The sequence below is a fragment of the Paraburkholderia sp. MM5496-R1 genome, assembly GCF_050436205.1.
GTDB classification, from domain to species: Bacteria; Pseudomonadota; Gammaproteobacteria; order Burkholderiales; family Burkholderiaceae; genus Paraburkholderia; species Paraburkholderia tuberum.
The window spans coordinates 2063502-2080963 of sequence record NZ_JBNDLT010000002.1; the positions used below are offsets into that span (position 1 = coordinate 2063502).

A 17462-nucleotide genomic window follows, 5' to 3' on the forward strand; every position below is an offset into this window, starting at 1 on the left:
CCTTACCCAAACACCCTCTTCCACAACGCCAGCACCGCCTCGCGCTCGGCCGCGACCAGCGCCGGATCGACCCGCGCCTTCTCCATCCCATCGAGCCGCAGCGTGTGCTGCAGCTTGCGATAGCGCCGATAGGCGGCGCCGACCGTCTCCGCTTCCGCTTCGCTCATCAGCCCGAAACGCGACACCTCACGCAGCAGCGCGATATTGCCGGTATTGCGGATCAGCTCGGGATCGCGCGCCGCATGCAGCAGCACCCAGTACTGCACGGTGAACTCGATATCGACCATGCCGCCGCGGTCGTGCTTCAGGTCGAACAGCGCCGGCGTATGGTTCGGGTGTCCCGCCTCGACACGCACGCGCATCTCGACGATCTCTTTCGCGAGCGGCGCCGCTTCGCGCGGCGTCGTCAGCACCTGTTCGCGGATCGCCTCGAACTTCGCGCCGATCTCCGGATCGCCCGCGCAGTAGCGCGCACGCGTCAGCGCCTGATGCTCCCACACCCACGCGGTATTCGCCGCGTCGCCCTCGCGCAGCTGGTAGCGACGGAACGCATCGAGGTCGGTGACGAGCAGGCCCGACTCGCCGTTGGGCCGCAGCCGCAGGTCGATGTCGAACAATGTGCCGGCGCCGGTCGCGGTGGTCAGCCATGTGATCAGACGCCGTGTGTAGGTTGCGTAGACGTCGGCGGCGGCATCGCCGGGATCGTCGTACAGGAAGATCACGTCGAGGTCCGACGCGTAGCCGAGCTCCTTGCCGCCGAGCTTGCCGTAGGCGATCACCGCGAAGCGCGGCACGTCGCGATGACGTTTGGCCAACTGCTTCCACACGGCTTCGATCGTCACGTCGAGCACTGCGTCGGCGAGCTCGGACAGCCGGTCGCTGACGTGCTCGACGGACAGCTTGCCGGCAAGATCGATCAGCAGAATGCGGAACACCTCGGCCTGATGCGCGTGACGCAGCAGATCCATCTGCTGCTCGACGCCATCGGCGGCGGCGAGCCGCAAACGCAACGTACGCTTGAATTCAGCCCAGTCGAACGGACTGTTGATCGCCTCGACGTCGAGCAGCTCGTCGAGCAGCTGCGGATGGCGGATCAGATAGCCGGCCGCCCAGCGCGAGCCGCCCAGCACCGACAGCACCTGGTGCAGCGCCTGCGGATACTCGGTCAGAAGCGCCAGATACGCGCCGCGCCGGCTCACCGCTTCGAGCAGATCAAACAGGCGCGCGACCGTATCGCCGCGCCGCCCGGCCGGCTCCAGCGTGCGCGCGGCTTCGAGCGCGCGCTGCGCGACGATGTCGAAACGCTGCCGGCTGCGCTCGTTCAGGCCCGTGTAGCGCGACGAGCGCCACACCGCCTGCAGCCGGGCGAGCAGCTCACCGGGCTCGGCCACCCCCAGTTCGACGAGGCGCGCGCGCAGTGCGTCGTCGGCGCTATCGTCGGCGAGCGCGCTGCTCCACACCCACGCGGCCGCGCCGTCCTCGGGCGCGCCGCAACCGTCGCGGCCGCCCACCTTGTCGGCGAAAATCTGGTCGAACTGCTGTTCGACGAACTCGCGATGCGCGTCGAGCTTCATCATCAATTGCGGGTATTCGTCGCAGCCCATCACGCGCGCGAGCGCCATGCGGTCTTCGGCATCGACGGGCATCGCGTGGGTCTGCGCGTCGTTGCGATATTGCAAACGATGCTCGAGCTCCCGCAGAAAGCGATACGCCTGCGACAGCTTCACGCACACCGACGGATCCATCAAACCATTCGTGGCCGCGTGGCGCAGCACGGCGAGCGTCGGCCGCACGCGAAAGCCGGCGTCCTGGCCGCCGCGGATCAGCTGGAACACCTGCGCGCTGAATTCGATTTCACGGATGCCGCCACGGCCGAGCTTGATGTCGTCGGCCTTGTCGGGGCGCATCGACGCGCGGCGCTGCGCCTCCTGGCGGATCTGCAGATGCAGCGCGCGAATCGCGCTGATCACGCCGAAATCCAGATAGCGTCGATAGACGAACGGCGTGACGATCGCCCCGAGCTGCTTCTGCAGCCGCTGCGCCGAGGCGCTCGCGCCCTCGGACACGAGCCGGCCCTTGATCCACGCGTAGCGCTCCCACTCGCGGCCCTGCACATAGAAATACTCTTCGAGCATGCCGAGGCTGCATACGAGCGGCCCCGAATCGCCGTTCGGCCGCAGACGCATATCGACGCGAAACACGTAGCCGTCGGCGGTGACTTCGGCGAGCGCGCCGATCAGCCGCTTGCCGAGCCGCGTGAAGAACTCCTGGGTCGCGAGCGGCGAGCGCTGGCCGCCGGCGGTCTCGCCGTCGTCCTCATAGACGAAGATCAGGTCGATATCCGACGACACGTTCAGCTCGCGCCCGCCGAGCTTGCCCATACCGACCACGCCAAGCGTGAGCCGTTCGCCCTGCTGGTCGCGCGGCTCGCCATACAGCGCTTCGAGCTCGGCGCTCAGCACCGTCAGCGCGCGCTGGATCGTCGTTTCCGCGAGATCGGTCATCGCGCCGGTGACTTCGGCGATATCGGCCTCGCCGGCCAGGTCGCGCTCCATCACCGCGCAGAATACTTCGGTGCGCAGCTGGCGCAGCGCGCGCTTCAGCGCATCTTCGTCGACCGGCGCACCGGCTGGGCCCGCCGCCTCGGCGCACAGTTCGTCGAGACGCGCGTCGATGCGCTCGCGCGTCAGCGGTTCGTCGGCCAGCGCGCCGACATGCGCGACCAGTTGCGGGCGGGCCGCGGCGGCGCGCGCGGCATAGTGCGAATAGCTGGAACTCAGGAGGGTGGCGTCAGTCATCAAAAATCTGGCTCGCTCGTTGCTTGATCGGATTTGTCCGGCGGTATTCTGACGGTGTCCGGGTGTCGTTCCGGGGTCGTTGTCGTGTCGTTCCGTCGTGCCATCGGCATGCGGCGACAAGCGTGCCGGCCCCCGTGCCGGACGGCCTCGCCAATCGCCGTCACGGGCCGTCGGACAGGGTTTGCAGGAGGTCCGCCGACGCTTTCCCGTGTGATACATTTCGTCGTTAACACGCAAAACTACCATACGCCCAGCCGCCGCAGCATGTCCGAGCGAAACGAATCCGCCGACCCGCAAACCCCACCGCAGGTCCGGCATGTGAGCGGAAGCGACCACATCGTGCTGCGTCGGACGTTGCGCGTGCTCGCCGCGCTCGCGCTCGTCCTCTATTTCATCGCGGGCGGACTGTTTCTGGGTTTGCGCTACGTGGTGCTGCCGCGCGCCGACATGTTCCGGCCGCGCATCGAAGCCGCGGTCTCCGACAAGCTGCGCACCCAATTCACGATCGGCCGGCTCGCGCCGCACTGGAGCGGCTTCCAGCCAGGGCTCGATGTCACGAATCTCGTCATCCGCGATCACGACGGCCAACCCGCGCTGACGATTCCGCACGCCACCGCGTCGGTGTCCTGGCGCTCGCTGTGGGAGTTTCATCTGGCGCTGTCGAGCCTGATCGTCGATCAGCCGGACGTGCTGGTGTCGCGCAGCGAGGACGGCGTGCTGTCGGTCGCAGGCGTGCCGGTGCCGACGCGCCACAGCGGCAACGACGCGCTGTCCACCTGGTTGTTGCGTCAGCAGGCGATCGTCGTGCGCGGCGGCGTGCTGCGCTGGCGCGACGCGACGCGCAACGAACCCGAACTGGCGCTGCGCGACATCCGCATCGCGATCCTCAATGACGGCCGCGACCACCGCATGGCGCTGCAGGCGCCACCCGACGGCCAGGTGCTGAAAGGCCCGCTCGACTTCCGCACGCACTTCCGCCACGCGCCGCTCTCGGCGCTCGGCAAGCCGATCAACTGGAGCGGGCAGGTGTACATGTCGACGGGCCCGGTCGATCTGCCGACGCTCGCGCGCTACATCCAGTTCCCGATCGAGACGTTCGCCGGCCGCATCGACAATGCAATCTGGATCGACTTCAGCGAAGGCCGCATGACCCAGGCGACCGGCCAGTTGAGCGGTTACGACGTCGCGATGCGCGTGCGCCCGACCCAGCCAAGGCTGCTCGTGCCGATCACCCACTTTCTGTGGCGCGTCGAGGCAAACGAAGGCGAGTACCGGCTGCAGCTGTCGGACCTGCGTGCCGAGCTCGGCCAGCCGCCGCTCGAAGACGGCACGCCGCTCACGCGCATCCTGCGCTTCCGGACCCTCGACAGCCGCTACCGGATGGCGTCGCAGCAGCATGGGCAGCTTTTGAGCGTCAGCGGCGATCGCGTCGATCTCGGCATCCTCGCCGAATTCAGCCGCGCGCTGCCGCTGCCGCGGCATTTTCTCAATGAACTCGTGCGCATCAATCCGCGCGGGCTCGTCGCGAACTACGTGATCGACCTCGAGCGCGGCAAGCCGGAATCCGGAGAAGTGGGCAGCGACCGTCGGCCGACGGGTGTTGAACCGATCGAGCGTTATCGCTTCAAGGGCGATTTGCAGGGCATCAGCTTTGCCGCCCAGGAGCCGGGGCCGGGCCTGACGCCGCGCGGCCACCCGCGCGCCGGCGTTCCCGGCATCGAAAACCTGTGGGGCAACGTCGACGCCGATGAAAAAGGCGGCCACGCGAACTTCGATACGACCAACGTGGCGATCACGCTGCCGGGCGTGTTCGACGATCCGCGTCTCACGCTTGCGCGTCTGCACGGCCGCGCCGACTGGACGATGGGCACGAAGGCACCGGGCGACACGCGTCCCGCGTTCGCGGTCAAGCTCAACGATTTCAGCGTATCGAACCCTGACGTCGAGGCGAGCGCGACTGCGAGCTACAGCAATCCCGGCCACGGCCGCGGCTCGCTCGACCTGAAAGCCGACTTCCAGCGCGCGCAGGTGACGCACATCGCCCGCTATCTGCCGACCGCGGTCAGCGAAAAGCTGCGCATTTACCTCGGCCACGGCTTGCAGGCTGGCGTGTCGCGTGGCGGCACGATCGAAGTGCACGGCGACCTGACCAAGTTCCCCTACGCGCGCGACCCCGACGCCGGCATCTTCCACATCGTCGCGCCGTTCACCGGCGGCAAGTTCGATCCGACACCGTTCCCGCCGCGCAACATGCGCAACGGCACGCCAAACGTTTGGCCGCCGCTCGACGGCATCGACGGCGTGTTCGAGCTCAAGCAGAACGTGCTGCGCTTCGACATCGACCGCGGCCGTTACAAGCGCGTCGCGCTGACCGGCGTGAACGGCCGCATCGACGACCTCGGCACCAAAGGCTCGAACCTCACCATAGAGGGCAACGGCCGCGGCCCGCTCGCCGATATGCTCGACTACGTGAACGGCAGCTCGCTCGGCATCATGGCGCGGCACCAGACCGAAAAGATTCGCGCGGAAGGGCCCGCGTCGCTCGCGCTGAAGCTGACGATCCCGCGTACGCCGAAGCCGCATATCGGCGTGGAAGGTGCGCTCGGCTTCCAGAACAATCGCCTGAGCGTGAGCAATGCGCCGTCGCTGTCGCAGCTGAACGGCCGGGTGCGCTTCACCGAACGAACGGCCGAGGTCGAGCGGCTCTCCGGCCAGTTCCTCGGCGGTGACGTGCATGCGAACGGCGGCTTGCGGCAAGACGGCACGTACGCGCTCGCGCTCAACGGCCACATCGCCGTCGATGCCGCGCGCGAACTGCATCTGCATGGCCCGGCCGCACAGGTGCTCACGCATATGAGCGGCAGCGCGCCTTATGCATTGCGCGTCACCGGCGCGAAGGGCCGCCTGCCGGAGGTCAGCGCCAACTCTGATCTGAGCGGCCTCGGGCTCGATTTTCCAGCGCCGTTCAAAAAGACTGCCGGCACGCCGATGCCGCTGCACTTCTCGGTCAATCCGTCGACGCTGCCGGGCGAAGCCGGCCTCGAACGCGCCGACCTGACGTTGGGGCCGGTCGCCGCCGCGTATCTGCTGCGCTATCGGCCGAACGCGCAGCCGCGTACGTCACCGACCGTCGTGCGCGGCGCGATCGGCGTGAACCGGCCGGTCGACCTGCCGTCCGAGGGCGTGGTCGCCGCGGCGGACATCAAGGAGATCGATGCCGACGCCTGGCGCGCGCTCGCCGCGCAGCTGCGCGCGGGCGGGGCGAATGGCGTGAACGGCGCTGCGAACGGCGGCAATACCGCCAGCAGCGCGGCCACACTCGCGGCCGTGCCGAATCCCATGCTCACGCAGTTCCTGCCGAACCGCTTCGCGCTGCACATCGACATGCTTACGCTGCTCAAGCGTCACTGGGACAACGTGATCGTCGGCGCGTCGCACGCGGACCGTACGTGGCAGGCGAACATCGCGTCGAATCAGGTGTCAGGGCACGTGTCGTGGCTGCCGGGAGCGACCCGCGAATCGCCGGGCGAACTGCAGGCGCGCTTCGCGCGCGTCGTGATTCCGTCGGTCGCGGACAAGGACCTGCTCGGTCCAGCGATGTCGGCGCCCGCGCTGAACATGCCGTCGATCGATCTGGTCGTCGACGAACTGATCGTGCACGATCGCAACGTCGGCCGGCTCGAGGTCGACGCGCACAACTTCGAAGAAAACGGCGTGCCGGTCTGGCAGCTCGACAAGCTCGACGTGACGAACCCCACCGCGACGCTGAGCGCGACCGCGAACTGGCGCACCTCGACCGAACTGCCCATCTCGGCCGACGAAGCCATGCCGCGCCGCACCGTGTTCGATTTCAAGCTCGACATCAAGGACGCCGGCGCGATGCTCGAGCGCTTCGGTCTGCCGAGGACGCTCAGGGGCGGCACCGGCTCGATTCAGGGCAAGGCCGTGTGGCAGGGCGGCCCGACCACGATCGACTATTCGACGCTGAACGGCAACCTCGCGCTGGATCTACGCCACGGTCAGATCCTGAAGGTCGATCCGGGCGTCGCGACACTGCTCGGCGTGCTGAGCCTGCAAAGCCTCGCGCGCATCGCCACACTCAATTTCCACGATGTGATCGGCGAGGGCCTGCCGTTCTCGAGCGTGACGGGTACCGCGCAGATTCATGACGGCATCGCCCGCACCGACAACTTCAGGATGGTGACCGCGCCGGCCCGCGCCGAGATGGTGGGCTCGGTCGACATCGCGCAGAAGAGCCAGGACCTGCACCTGCACGTAGTGCCGACCGTCAGCGCCGGCTCCGCGGTGATCGCCGCGACGGTCATCAATCCGCTGATCGGCCTCGGCGCACTGATCGCCGATATCGCGTTCACGCATGGGGTGTCGCACGTATTCGCGCGCGACTACGCGATCACCGGCTCGTGGTCGAAACCGCACGTCGAGCGGGTGACGGGCGAACGGGGTAAGATTGACGCTCCGGCTTCGACCGTGCAAGCGCACTGAGCTCCGGTTTCCCTGGCGCCGCCGTCTCGAACCACGCGGCCGCTCGTGCCGCTCTATCGACTCAATGCGCCAACGGGGCCGAGCCAGCCCAGAACCATGCATGCGGCGCCCGCGCTTCACACCGCCGCCCGCCGGGAGTCTTTCGACACGCTCATGAGCGAAACACACGTCACTTCATCCGCATCCGCCGCAACCTCCAGCGGCCTTGTAGCCAGCCCCTTCCGGGTCGCCGCGCTGCAGATGGTCAGTTCGCCGGATCGCGATCGCAATCTCGCCGACGCAGAGCGCCTGATCGCCGAAGCCGCCGCCGACGGCGCGCAACTCGTGCTGCTCCCCGAGTATTTCTGTTTCATGGGCTTCAAGGACACCGACAAGCTCGCCGTGCGCGAGCCACATCAGGACGGCCCGATCCAACGCTTTCTCGCCGACGCCGCGCGCCGCCACCAGATCTGGGTGATCGGCGGCACCCTGCCGCTGAACGCACCGGAGCCGTCGCGCGTACTGAACACGACGCTGGTGTTCGACCCGAACGGCAACGAGGCCGCGCGCTACGACAAGATCCACCTGTTCAACTTCGAAAAGGGCGAAGAATCGTTCGACGAAGCGCGCACGATTCGACCCGGCACCTCGGTGCAAAGCTTCGAGGCGCCATTCGGCCGGGTCGGCCTGTCGGTCTGCTACGATCTGCGCTTTCCCGAGCTGTACCGGCGCATGGGCGACTGCGCGCTGATCGTGGTGCCGTCGGCGTTTACCTACACGACCGGCCGCGCGCATTGGGAGCTGCTGCTGCGCACTCGCGCGATCGAAAACCAGTGCTATGTGCTCGCCGCGGCGCAAGGCGGCAAACATGAAAACGGCCGCCGCACCTGGGGCCACAGCATGCTGATCGACCCGTGGGGCGAGATCGTCGCGGTGCGCGACGAGGGCGCCGGCGTGGTCGCGGGCAACCTCGAACGCGCGCGCATCGACGAAGTGCGGCAGAGCCTGCCGGCATGGCGTCATCGCGTGCTGACCTGAAACCGACATTGAAACTGCGGCGCCTGCCACGCATATAGCGACGCAGGCGCTCCCCGACCCCTTCGTATCGAGCAGAACATACTTCGCATGAACATCATCGAACCCGGTATCCGTAATCTCGCCGCCGCCAAGGACATCCTCCTCACGCCCTATGGTCTCGACGAATCGCTGCTCACGCGCACGCTCGCCGAAATCTTCACGCACCGCGTCGACTACGCGGACCTGTACTTCCAGACCACCCGCAGCGAAGCGTGGAGTCTCGAGGAAGGCATCGTGAAGTCGGGCAGCTTCAGCATCGATCAGGGTGTCGGCGTGCGCGCCGTGTCGGGCGAGCGCACCGCATTCGCCTACTCGGACGATCTGTCGCCCGAAGCGATCCGCCAGGCGGCCATCGCCACGCGCGCGATCGCCAAGGCAGGCGGCGGCAAACAGAAGATCCAGGTGGCGTCGTCGCTGACCGGCATCGCCGGGCGCGATCTGTACCTGCCGTCCGACCCGCTGCATTCGCTCGACGCCACCGCCAAGGTCAAACTGCTCGAGCGCATCGAGCAGATGGCGCGCGGCCGCGACCCGCGCATCCAGCAGGTGATGGCGGGCCTCGCCGGTGAATACGACGTGGTGCTGGTCGCGCGCAGCGACGGCGGCTTCGCGGCCGACATCCGGCCGCTCGTGCGTGTCTCGGTGACGGTGATCGCCGAGCAGAACGGCCGCCGCGAAATCGGCAGCGGCGGCGGCGGCGGGCGTTTCGACTACGGCTATTTCACCGATGAAGTGCTGTCGCGCTATGTCGACGACGCGGTGCACGCCGCTCTCGTCAATCTCGACGCGCGTCCGGCGCCGGCCGGCGCGATGACCGTCGTGCTCGGGCCGGGCTGGCCCGGCGTGCTGCTGCACGAGGCGATCGGCCATGGGCTCGAGGGCGACTTCAACCGCAAAGGGTCGTCGGCATTCGCGGGACGCATCGGCGAGCAGGTCGCCGCGAAGGGCGTCACCGTGGTCGACGACGGCACGCTGCCGAATCGTCGCGGCTCGCTCAATATCGACGACGAAGGTAATCCGACCCAGTGCACGACGCTGATCGAGGACGGCATCCTGAAGGGCTACATCCAGGACACCCTGAACGCGCGTCTGATGAAGATGCCGGTCACCGGCAACGCACGGCGCGAATCGTACGCGGCGCTGCCGATGCCGCGCATGACCAACACGTACATGCTGAACGGCGACAAGGACCCGCAAGAAATCCTCGCGTCCGTGAAGAACGGCCTGTATGCGGTGAACTTCGGTGGCGGTCAGGTCGACATCACGAACGGCAAATTCGTGTTCTCGGCCTCCGAGGCGTACATGATCGAGAACGGCAAGATCACGTATCCGGTCAAGGGCGCGACGCTGATCGGCAGCGGACCGGAATCGCTGAAGTACGTCACGATGATCGGCAACGACATGAAGCTCGATTCGGGCGTGGGCGTGTGCGGCAAGGAAGGCCAGAGCGTGCCGGTGGGCGTCGGTCAACCGACGCTGCGCATCGAGCGGATGACGGTCGGCGGCACGGCCTGATTTCGTCACGGATGCACGCTTCGCGCACGCACGGCGCGAAGCGTGCGGGTTTTCCGCATTTTTCGACGCCCCAGCTTGTCAGCCGAGCCTGTACCGGGTTATAAACTCACTCACCCTTTTTGACCAGCGACGCATTCACTTCGCCATGTCCGCCAAGTTTTATTTTTACTTTTTTTGGTATCTCAGACCGCTGGCGGATCGAGAGGGGTGTTAGTGCACGCAGGACACCGAGAATTCCCGAAAAACCGCCAGCTAGCCTGGCGGTTTTTTTTCGTCGCACGCTTTTCGATACCTGACTGACATTTTGTCGTTGACCATTTTTTGATCGTCGTCCGCTCTGGCCTCGCTGTTTGATCACTGACTGATCGCCCCCGTTGCCCGCGCGAACACGCTACGAACCGATTCAGGAGAACAACATGCCCCCGCACAATACCGATGATGTCCGCATTCGCGAATTGAAGGAACTCACGCCGCCCGCTCACCTGATCCGCGAATTTGCCTGCGACGAGACGGTTTCCAACGTGATCTACGACTCGCGCACCGCGATGCATCGCATTCTGCACGGCATGGACGATCGTCTGATCGTCGTGATCGGCCCGTGCTCGATTCACGATCCGAAGGCCGCGATCGAATACGCGGGGCGTCTGATCGAGCAGCGCAAGCGCTTTGCCGGCGAACTCGAAGTCGTGATGCGCGTGTACTTCGAAAAGCCGCGTACGACGGTGGGCTGGAAGGGTCTCATCAACGACCCGCATATGGACAACAGCTTCAAGATCAACGAAGGTCTGCGCACCGCGCGCGAACTGCTTCTGCGCATCAACGAACTCGGCCTGCCGGCCGGCACCGAGTACCTCGACATGATCAGCCCGCAGTACATCGCGGATCTGATCTCCTGGGGTGCCATCGGCGCGCGCACGACCGAATCGCAGGTGCACCGGGAGCTGGCTTCGGGACTGTCGTGCCCGGTCGGCTTCAAGAACGGCACGGACGGCAACGTGAAGATCGCCGTCGACGCGATCAAGGCCGCCTCGCAGCCGCACCATTTCCTGTCGGTCACCAAGGGCGGCCACTCGGCGATCGTATCGACCGCGGGCAACGAGGACTGCCACGTGATTCTGCGCGGCGGCAAAACGCCGAACTACGACGCCGACAACGTCAACGCGGCCTGCGCGGACATCGGCAAGGCGGGTCTCGCCGCGCGTCTGATGATCGATGCGAGCCACGCGAACAGTTCGAAGAAGCACGAGAACCAGATTCCGGTGTGCGCGGACATCGGCCGTCAGATCGCCGCGGGTGACGAGCGGATCGTCGGCGTGATGGTGGAGTCGCACCTCGTCGCGGGTCGCCAGGATCTGCAGGAAGGCTGCGAGCTCACGTACGGCCAGAGCATTACCGATGCGTGTATCGGCTGGGACGAAAGCGTCGCGGTGCTCGAAGGCCTTGCCGAAGCGGTCAGGCAGCGCCGCGTCGCGCGCGGCAGCGGCAACTGAACACCTGCCCCGCCGCCACTGCGGGGGCTTGTCGGCAGTCCGTAGAAGAAACCCGGTTCAATATCGAACCGGGTTTTTTTATTGGCCATTCGGACGAATGGTACTCAGCCTGCTGCCTCGATATCGTCATAGCTCGTTGCCTGGTCGCTTACACGCTTGACCAGGCCGGAGAATGCGTATAAGATTTTATACATGAGGTGGCGATGGAGCAGGAAAAAGAAATTCGCTGGTTAGGCTCCAGCTACCGTGATTTGCTCGCTTTTCCCAACGAAGCGCGTCGTCTCGCAGGGTTTCAGCTTCACAAGATTCAGTCAGGACTCGACCCTGACGACTGGAAACCGTTCGAGTCTATCGGCGCCGGAACGCGCGAAATTCGCATCAGAGACGAGGACGGCATTTTGCGCGTGATGTACGTCGCCAAATACGCCGAAGCGCTGTACGTGCTGCATTGCTTTCAGAAGAAAACGCAGAGGCTCGGACCGCACGACAGAAGAATTGCCGAAACGCGCTACCGCGCCATCACCCATTACAGGACCACCCAGCCATGACGATCGACACCAACATTCGTCACGTAACGCGAGCCGGCGCGAACGTGTTGCTCGAACTCGGTTTTTCCGCCGATGAAGCGAAGCGCCTTCACGCGGCGTCGCAAAAGCAGATCAACGACACGCGGCTGCTCAAGGAACAGCTGATGACCGAGCTGTCCACGTGGATCGAACAGCATCATCTGAAGCAGGCCGAGGCGGCCGAAATCCTGATGGTGTCGCGCCCGCGCGTGTCCGACGTCGTCAACAAGAAAACCACCAAGTTCACGATCGACACGCTCGTGGAAATGCTGAGCCGCATCGGCAAGCCGGTCACGCTCGCCGTCGGTTGAGCGTCGGCTCGTGCGAAGCACCGTGCGTGTCCATGCGCACATGTGCGTCGCCATTCAAGGCGCGCCGCGATCGTGCTGCCACAGCACGTCGGTGCCGCCGTCCGCGCGATTGAGCACGCGCGCCAGCACGAACAGCAGATCGGACAGCCGGTTCACGTACTGACGTGGCGCCGCGTTCAGCGCCTCGTGTTCGCCAAGCGCGACGATCGCCCGCTCCGCGCGGCGGCAAACGGTACGGCACACATGCGCGAGCGCGGCCGCGCGCGAACCGCCCGGCAGAATGAATTCCTTCAGCGGCGGCAGCGTGGCGTTGTAGTCGGCGAGCCAGCCGTCGAGCTGCGCGAGATGCTGTTCGGTAATCATCGTGTGACCGGGAATGCACAGCTCGCCGCCCAGATCGAACAGGTCGTGCTGGATTGCGACCAGCGCCGCGCGTACGTTCTCGGGCAGGTTCTCGCACAACAGCACGCCGAGATTCGAATTGAGTTCGTCGACGTCGCCAATCGCGGCGATACGCGCGCTGTCCTTGCGCACGCGGCGACCGTCGCCGAGACCGGTGGTGCCGTCGTCGCCGGTGCGAGTGGCGATCTTGCTGAGGCGATTGCCCATGACGTCTCCCATGTATTAGTGACGATGCTGCCAGCTGGTTTGTCCATATTGCACGCATCGCGAAATCGCCGCCATTATATGAGCGGAAGCCGACCCAGCGCTGCCTGGCGGGCGAACGGCGTAAAATGAAACACTTGCTGCAAACAGACCGTTATTTAAAGAAACTTTCATGGGACCGGAGCAAGCGTTGAAGCGCCAACTCCGATCGAGCTAAAGCATGGGACCGGAGTAAGCGCTGTAGCGCTAACTCCGGTCGACACAGGAGACATGCGTGAACCATCCCGTGCCGCCGGCGCCGCTACGCCGGCCGTTTCCAGCCGAATTGCTGAACCAGCTAAAAGCCGCTTTCGGCAATCGCGTTTCCGTTGCCGAAGCCGTGCGTGCGCACCACGGCCGCGACGAATCACCGTTCGATCCGCAACTGCCTGACGCCGTCGTGTTCGCGCGTACAAGCGAAGACGTGCAAACCGCCGTCAAGCTGTGCGGCCAGTACGACGTGCCGATCATTCCGTACGGCAATGGCTCGTCGCTCGAAGGACATCTGCTTGCCGTGCAAGGCGGCGTGTCGATCGATCTGTCGGAAATGAACCGGGTGTTGTCGATCAACGCCGAAGACCTGACCGTCACCGTCGAGCCCGGCATCTCGCGCAAGCAACTGAACGAAGCGCTGCGCGACACCGGCCTGTTCTTCCCGATCGACCCCGGCGCGGACGCGAGCATCGGCGGCATGTCGGCAACCCGCGCGTCGGGTACTAACGCCGTGCGCTACGGCACGATGCGCGAGAACGTGCTCGGCCTGACGGTCGTGCTCGCCGATGGCCGCGTGATCAAGACCGGCTCGCGCGCGCGCAAATCGTCGGCGGGGTACGACCTCACGCGCCTGTTCGTCGGCTCGGAAGGCACGCTCGGCGTGATAACGGAAATCACGCTGCGCCTCTATCCGCAGCCGGAGGCGGTGTCGGCCGCGGTATGCACGTTCCCGTCGATGGGCGATGCGGTGCGCGCGGTCATCGAGACGATTCAGATCGGCGTGCCGATCGCGCGTGTCGAGTTCGTCGATGCACTTGCGATCCGCTCGATCAATCGCCATTCGAATCTGACACTGCGCGAAGCGCCCACATTGTTCTTCGAATTTCACGGCACCGAGGCCGGCGTCAAGGAACAGGCCGAACTCGTGCAGGAAATCGCCGCACAGAATGCCGGTGAAGGCTTCGAATGGGCGACGCGCCCCGAAGACCGCAGCCGTCTGTGGAACGCGCGTCACAACGCCTATTTCGCGATGCTGCAACTGAAGCCCGGCTCGCGCGCGGTCACCACCGACGTCTGCGTGCCGATCTCGCGTCTCGCGGAGTGTGTGGTCGAAACGGAGCAGGACCTATTGGCCTCGCCGCTGCCCTGCCCGATCGTCGGCCATGTCGGCGACGGAAACTTCCACGTCGCGATCCTGATCGATCCCGACAAGCCCGAAGAGCTCGAGGAAGCCGAGCGCCTGAACCACCGCATCGTGCAGCGCGCGCTGCGGATGGACGGCACCTGCACCGGCGAGCATGGCATCGGCCTGCACAAGATGGGCTTTCTGCTCGAGGAGCACGGCGACGTCGCGGTCGACACGATGCGCTCCATCAAGCACGCGCTAGACCCTCGCAATCTGATGAACCCGGGCAAGATTTTCGCCTGGGCGGCGGCCTGATCGACATTGCGCATGCCGGCCGCGACAAACCGCTGACGCGCCCGGCGGCAACCGCGCCAAGCTGAACACGCAAGTGATTCGAAGCAGGCAGCACGAAACAGCCGGCTCGAACCAGCAAGCCGGACCGGCGCAAGCCACGAGGAGACAACTCACATGAACGCACCCGCTGAACTGTCGGCCGAAGTCCTCGCGCAGCGTCAGCGCGAAGTCGTGCAGGCGCTGATGGCCGTGTTGCCGACCCACTGTCTGCTGTATCGCGAAGAAGACACCGTCGCGTACGAATGCGACGGGCTCGCCGCGTACCGGCGTCTGCCGCTCGCGGTCGTGTTGCCGGAAACCGAATCGCAGGTGCAGCGCATCGTGCAGATCTGCCATCGCCTCGAGGTGCCCATCGTGCCGCGCGGCGCGGGCACCGGGCTGTCCGGCGGCGCGATGCCGATTCGGCACGGCGTGGTGGTATCGCTCGCGCGCTTTCGCAAGATCGTCGAAGTCGACTCGTACGCGCGCATCGCGACCGTGCAGCCGGGCGTGCGCAATCTGGCGATCTCCGAAGCCGCGGCGCCGTATGGTCTTTACTATGCGCCGGATCCGTCGTCGCAGATTGCCTGCACGATCGGCGGCAACGTGTCGGAGAATTCGGGCGGCGTGCATTGCCTGAAGTACGGCCTCACCGTGCACAACGTGCTGCGCGTGCGCGCGGTCACGATGGAAGGCGAGATCGTCGAATTCGGCTCGCTCGCGCCCGACGCGCCGGGGCTCGATCTGCTCGCGGTGCTGATTGGCAGCGAGGGCATGTTCGCGATCGTCACCGAGGTCACCGTCAAGCTGATCCCGAAGCCGCAAACCGCGCAGGTCATCATGGCCAGCTTCGACGACGTCGTCAAAGGCGGCGACGCCGTTGCGGGCATCATCGCGGCGGGCATCATTCCGGCCGGCCTCGAGATGATGGACAAGCCCGCCACGCGCGCGGTCGAGGAGTTCGTCAACGCCGGCTACGACCTCGACGCGGCGGCGATCCTGCTGTGCGAATCGGACGGCACGCCCGAGGAAGTCGCGGCCGAGATCGTGCGCATGACCGCGGTGCTGCGCGAGCACGGCGCGACCCGTATCCAGATTTCACGCACGGAAGCCGAGCGCCTGCGCTTCTGGTCCGGGCGCAAGAACGCGTTTCCGGCCGCCGGCCGCATTTCGCCGGACTACTACTGCATGGACGGTACCGTGCCGCGCCGCAGTATCGGGCCGCTGCTCGCGCGCATCGAGGAGATGGAGAAGACCTACCAGTTGCGCTGCATCAACGTATTCCATGCCGGCGACGGCAACATGCACCCGCTGATCCTGTTCAACGGCAACGACCAGGACGAGTGGCATCGCGCCGAGTTGTTCGGTTGCGACATCCTCGAAGCTTGCGTCGAGCTGGGCGGCACGGTGACGGGCGAGCATGGCGTCGGCATCGAGAAGATCAATTCGATGTGCGTGCAGTTCTCGCCCGAAGAGCGCGACACGTTCCACGCGGTCAAGCGAGCATTCGACGCGCCCGGCCTATTGAACCCCGACAAGGGCATCCCGACGCGGGCGCGCTGTGCCGAATACGGCAAGATGCACGTGCGCGGCGGCCTGCTGCCTCATCCCGAGCTGCCGCGCTTCTAGCGGCTGGCGTTTGCAGCGCGCATCCACCGTTGGCCCCGCCCGCGCTGATGCTGGCGCGGCCTGCGCGGCGCTTTGCGCCCTCCCCTCCAGACCGATGCCGCGCCCCGTCATGCGGGTGCGCTCCGGCTTGCCAGCGAGCCGCCGCCCGGTACAATCAAACGAAACACAACGAGCAGGCCACCATGGAAGAGGACGACATCGTCGCCGTATGGTCCGAACGCGTGCGTTCGGCCAGCGCCGAGGGACGCGCGCTGCGCATCCGCGGCGGCGGCACCAAAGACTGGTATGGCCAGACACTGGAAGGTGAGATCCTCGACACGCGCGCTTATCGCGGCATCATCGCGTACGATCCGGCCGAGCTCGTGATCACCGCGCGCGCGGGGACACCGCTGCTGGAAATCGAAGCCGCGCTCGCCGAGCACAACCAGATGCTACCGTTCGAGCCGCCGCACTTCGGGCCGCAGGCCACCTTCGGCGGCTGCATCGCCGCTGGCATTTCGGGGCCGCGCAGGCCGGCCGTCGGCGCCGCGCGCGACTTCGTGCTCGGCGCCGTCGTGATGAACGGCCAGGGGCAGGTGCTGCACTTCGGCGGCCAGGTCGTCAAGAACGTCGCGGGTTACGACGTGTCGCGGCTGCTCGCGGGCTCGCTCGGCACGCTCGGGCTGATCCTCGAGCTGTCGGTCAAAGTGCTGCCGCGGCCGCAGGTCGAAGCCACGCTGAAGTTCGACATGAACGGCACCGACGCGGTACGCAAGCTCAACGAATGGGGCGGCCGGCCCCTGCCGATCACCGCGAGCGCATGGCGCAACGGCACGCTCGCGGTGCGCCTGGGCGGCGCGGAAGCCGCGGTCAAGGCAGCGCGCACCGGGCTCGGCGGCGAAGTCGTCGATGCGGTCGAAGCTGAACGCTTCTGGGCCGGCCTGCGCGAACAGACCGATTCGTTTTTCGCGGGCATTCCACCGAAGGCCGCGCTGTGGCGTCTCGCGCTACCGTCGATCACCGAGCCGCTGCAGCTGCCCGGCGCGCAACTGATGGAATGGGGCGGCGGCCAGCGCTGGTGGATCACCGACACCGACGCGCAAACCGTGCGCATCAGCGCGAAACAGGCCGGCGGCCACGCGACCATCTTCCGCAGCGGCCACGGCTACGACCGTGGCGCCGGCGTATTCACACCGCTGCCCGCGCCGCTGATGAAAATCCATCGCGGCCTCAAACATGCATTCGACCCGGCCCGCATCTTCAACCGCGGCCGTCTCTACTCCGACTTCTGAGCGACG

At 66.1% G+C, this 17462-nt stretch carries 12 protein-coding genes; 9 read left to right on the top strand and 3 right to left on the bottom strand.

The genetic code is table 11. From position 1 onward, the window contains the following. Positions 1–2: 2 nt before the first annotated feature. Positions 3–2798 carry a bifunctional [glutamate--ammonia ligase]-adenylyl-L-tyrosine phosphorylase/[glutamate--ammonia-ligase] adenylyltransferase gene (gene glnE, locus OKW38_RS16485; RefSeq protein ID WP_429362341.1) on the bottom strand — a complete coding sequence of 932 codons (2796 nt, stop codon included), beginning with the start codon at positions 2796–2798 and terminating at the stop codon, positions 3–5. 264 nt (positions 2799–3062) lie between these two features. Between glnE and OKW38_RS16490 the strand changes: the two genes are divergently transcribed. The 3 genes from OKW38_RS16490 (at position 3063) to tldD (ending at position 9872) form a co-directional block, all read left to right on the top strand. Further along, positions 3063–7301 carry a YhdP family protein gene (locus tag OKW38_RS16490; RefSeq protein WP_429362343.1) on the top strand — a complete coding sequence of 1413 codons (4239 nt, stop codon included), beginning with the start codon at positions 3063–3065 and terminating at the stop codon, positions 7299–7301. Between the two features lie 153 nt (positions 7302–7454). Next, entirely contained in the window at positions 7455–8318 is an 864-nt protein-coding gene (locus OKW38_RS16495) for a carbon-nitrogen hydrolase family protein (RefSeq protein ID WP_184062298.1), read from the top strand. An 87-nt stretch (positions 8319–8405) separates the two neighbouring features. Continuing rightward, positions 8406–9872: a metalloprotease TldD gene (gene tldD, locus OKW38_RS16500; protein ID WP_090803105.1), complete on the top strand. Its 1467-nt coding sequence runs from the start codon at positions 8406–8408 to the stop codon at positions 9870–9872. 106 nt (positions 9873–9978) lie between these two features. On the opposite strand, the gene OKW38_RS16505 is transcribed toward tldD, so the two are convergent. Then, on the bottom strand, positions 9979–10230 hold the full coding sequence (locus OKW38_RS16505) for a hypothetical protein (protein WP_221311849.1): 252 nt from the start codon (positions 10228–10230) through the stop codon (positions 9979–9981). Positions 10231–10288: 58 nt separating this feature from the next. Between OKW38_RS16505 and aroG the strand changes: the two genes are divergently transcribed. The 3 genes from aroG (at position 10289) to OKW38_RS16520 (ending at position 12239) form a co-directional block, all read left to right on the top strand. Beyond that, entirely contained in the window at positions 10289–11362 is a 1074-nt protein-coding gene (gene aroG / locus OKW38_RS16510) for a 3-deoxy-7-phosphoheptulonate synthase AroG (protein WP_090805593.1), read from the top strand. Positions 11363–11565: 203 nt separating this feature from the next. Further along, positions 11566–11910 carry a type II toxin-antitoxin system RelE/ParE family toxin gene (locus tag OKW38_RS16515; protein ID WP_429362345.1) on the top strand — a complete coding sequence of 115 codons (345 nt, stop codon included), beginning with the start codon at positions 11566–11568 and terminating at the stop codon, positions 11908–11910. Next, positions 11907–12239 (top strand): helix-turn-helix domain-containing protein, encoded by a 333-nt coding sequence (locus tag OKW38_RS16520; RefSeq protein ID WP_429362347.1) that lies wholly within the window; start codon positions 11907–11909, stop codon positions 12237–12239. Before OKW38_RS16515 ends, OKW38_RS16520 begins: the two co-directional genes overlap by 4 nt. A gap of 54 nt (positions 12240–12293) precedes the next feature. Here OKW38_RS16520 and OKW38_RS16525 read toward each other — a convergent pair whose 3' ends face one another. Then, positions 12294–12848 carry a cob(I)yrinic acid a,c-diamide adenosyltransferase gene (locus OKW38_RS16525; protein ID WP_090803100.1) on the bottom strand — a complete coding sequence of 185 codons (555 nt, stop codon included), beginning with the start codon at positions 12846–12848 and terminating at the stop codon, positions 12294–12296. 271 nt (positions 12849–13119) lie between these two features. Between OKW38_RS16525 and OKW38_RS16530 the strand changes: the two genes are divergently transcribed. The 3 genes from OKW38_RS16530 (at position 13120) to glcE (ending at position 17456) form a co-directional block, all read left to right on the top strand. Then, a complete protein-coding gene (locus OKW38_RS16530) occupies positions 13120–14538 on the top strand; it encodes an FAD-linked oxidase C-terminal domain-containing protein (RefSeq protein ID WP_429362349.1) in 1419 nt (472 codons plus the stop codon). A gap of 153 nt (positions 14539–14691) precedes the next feature. Then, on the top strand, positions 14692–16185 hold the full coding sequence (locus OKW38_RS16535) for an FAD-linked oxidase C-terminal domain-containing protein (RefSeq protein WP_090803097.1): 1494 nt from the start codon (positions 14692–14694) through the stop codon (positions 16183–16185). A gap of 182 nt (positions 16186–16367) precedes the next feature. Then, positions 16368–17456, top strand: a complete 1089-nt coding sequence (glcE, locus tag OKW38_RS16540) for a glycolate oxidase subunit GlcE (protein ID WP_090803095.1) — start codon at positions 16368–16370, stop codon at positions 17454–17456. Positions 17457–17462: the final 6 nt, after the last annotated feature.

What these genes read in the sequence shown, in the direction of transcription:
- glnE (WP_429362341.1), bottom strand. Translation starts at nt 2,798, where the DNA reads ATGACTGACGCCACCCTCCTGAGTTCCAGCTATTCGCACTATGCCGCG.
- OKW38_RS16490 (WP_429362343.1), top strand. Translation starts at nt 3,063, where the DNA reads ATGTCCGAGCGAAACGAATCCGCCGACCCGCAAACCCCACCGCAGGTC.
- OKW38_RS16495 (WP_184062298.1), top strand. Translation starts at nt 7,455, where the DNA reads ATGAGCGAAACACACGTCACTTCATCCGCATCCGCCGCAACCTCCAGC.
- tldD (WP_090803105.1), top strand. Translation starts at nt 8,406, where the DNA reads ATGAACATCATCGAACCCGGTATCCGTAATCTCGCCGCCGCCAAGGAC.
- aroG (WP_090805593.1), top strand. Translation starts at nt 10,289, where the DNA reads ATGCCCCCGCACAATACCGATGATGTCCGCATTCGCGAATTGAAGGAA.
- OKW38_RS16515 (WP_429362345.1), top strand. Translation starts at nt 11,566, where the DNA reads ATGGAGCAGGAAAAAGAAATTCGCTGGTTAGGCTCCAGCTACCGTGAT.
- OKW38_RS16520 (WP_429362347.1), top strand. Translation starts at nt 11,907, where the DNA reads ATGACGATCGACACCAACATTCGTCACGTAACGCGAGCCGGCGCGAAC.
- OKW38_RS16525 (WP_090803100.1), bottom strand. Translation starts at nt 12,848, where the DNA reads ATGGGCAATCGCCTCAGCAAGATCGCCACTCGCACCGGCGACGACGGC.
- OKW38_RS16535 (WP_090803097.1), top strand. Translation starts at nt 14,692, where the DNA reads ATGAACGCACCCGCTGAACTGTCGGCCGAAGTCCTCGCGCAGCGTCAG.
- glcE (WP_090803095.1), top strand. Translation starts at nt 16,368, where the DNA reads ATGGAAGAGGACGACATCGTCGCCGTATGGTCCGAACGCGTGCGTTCG.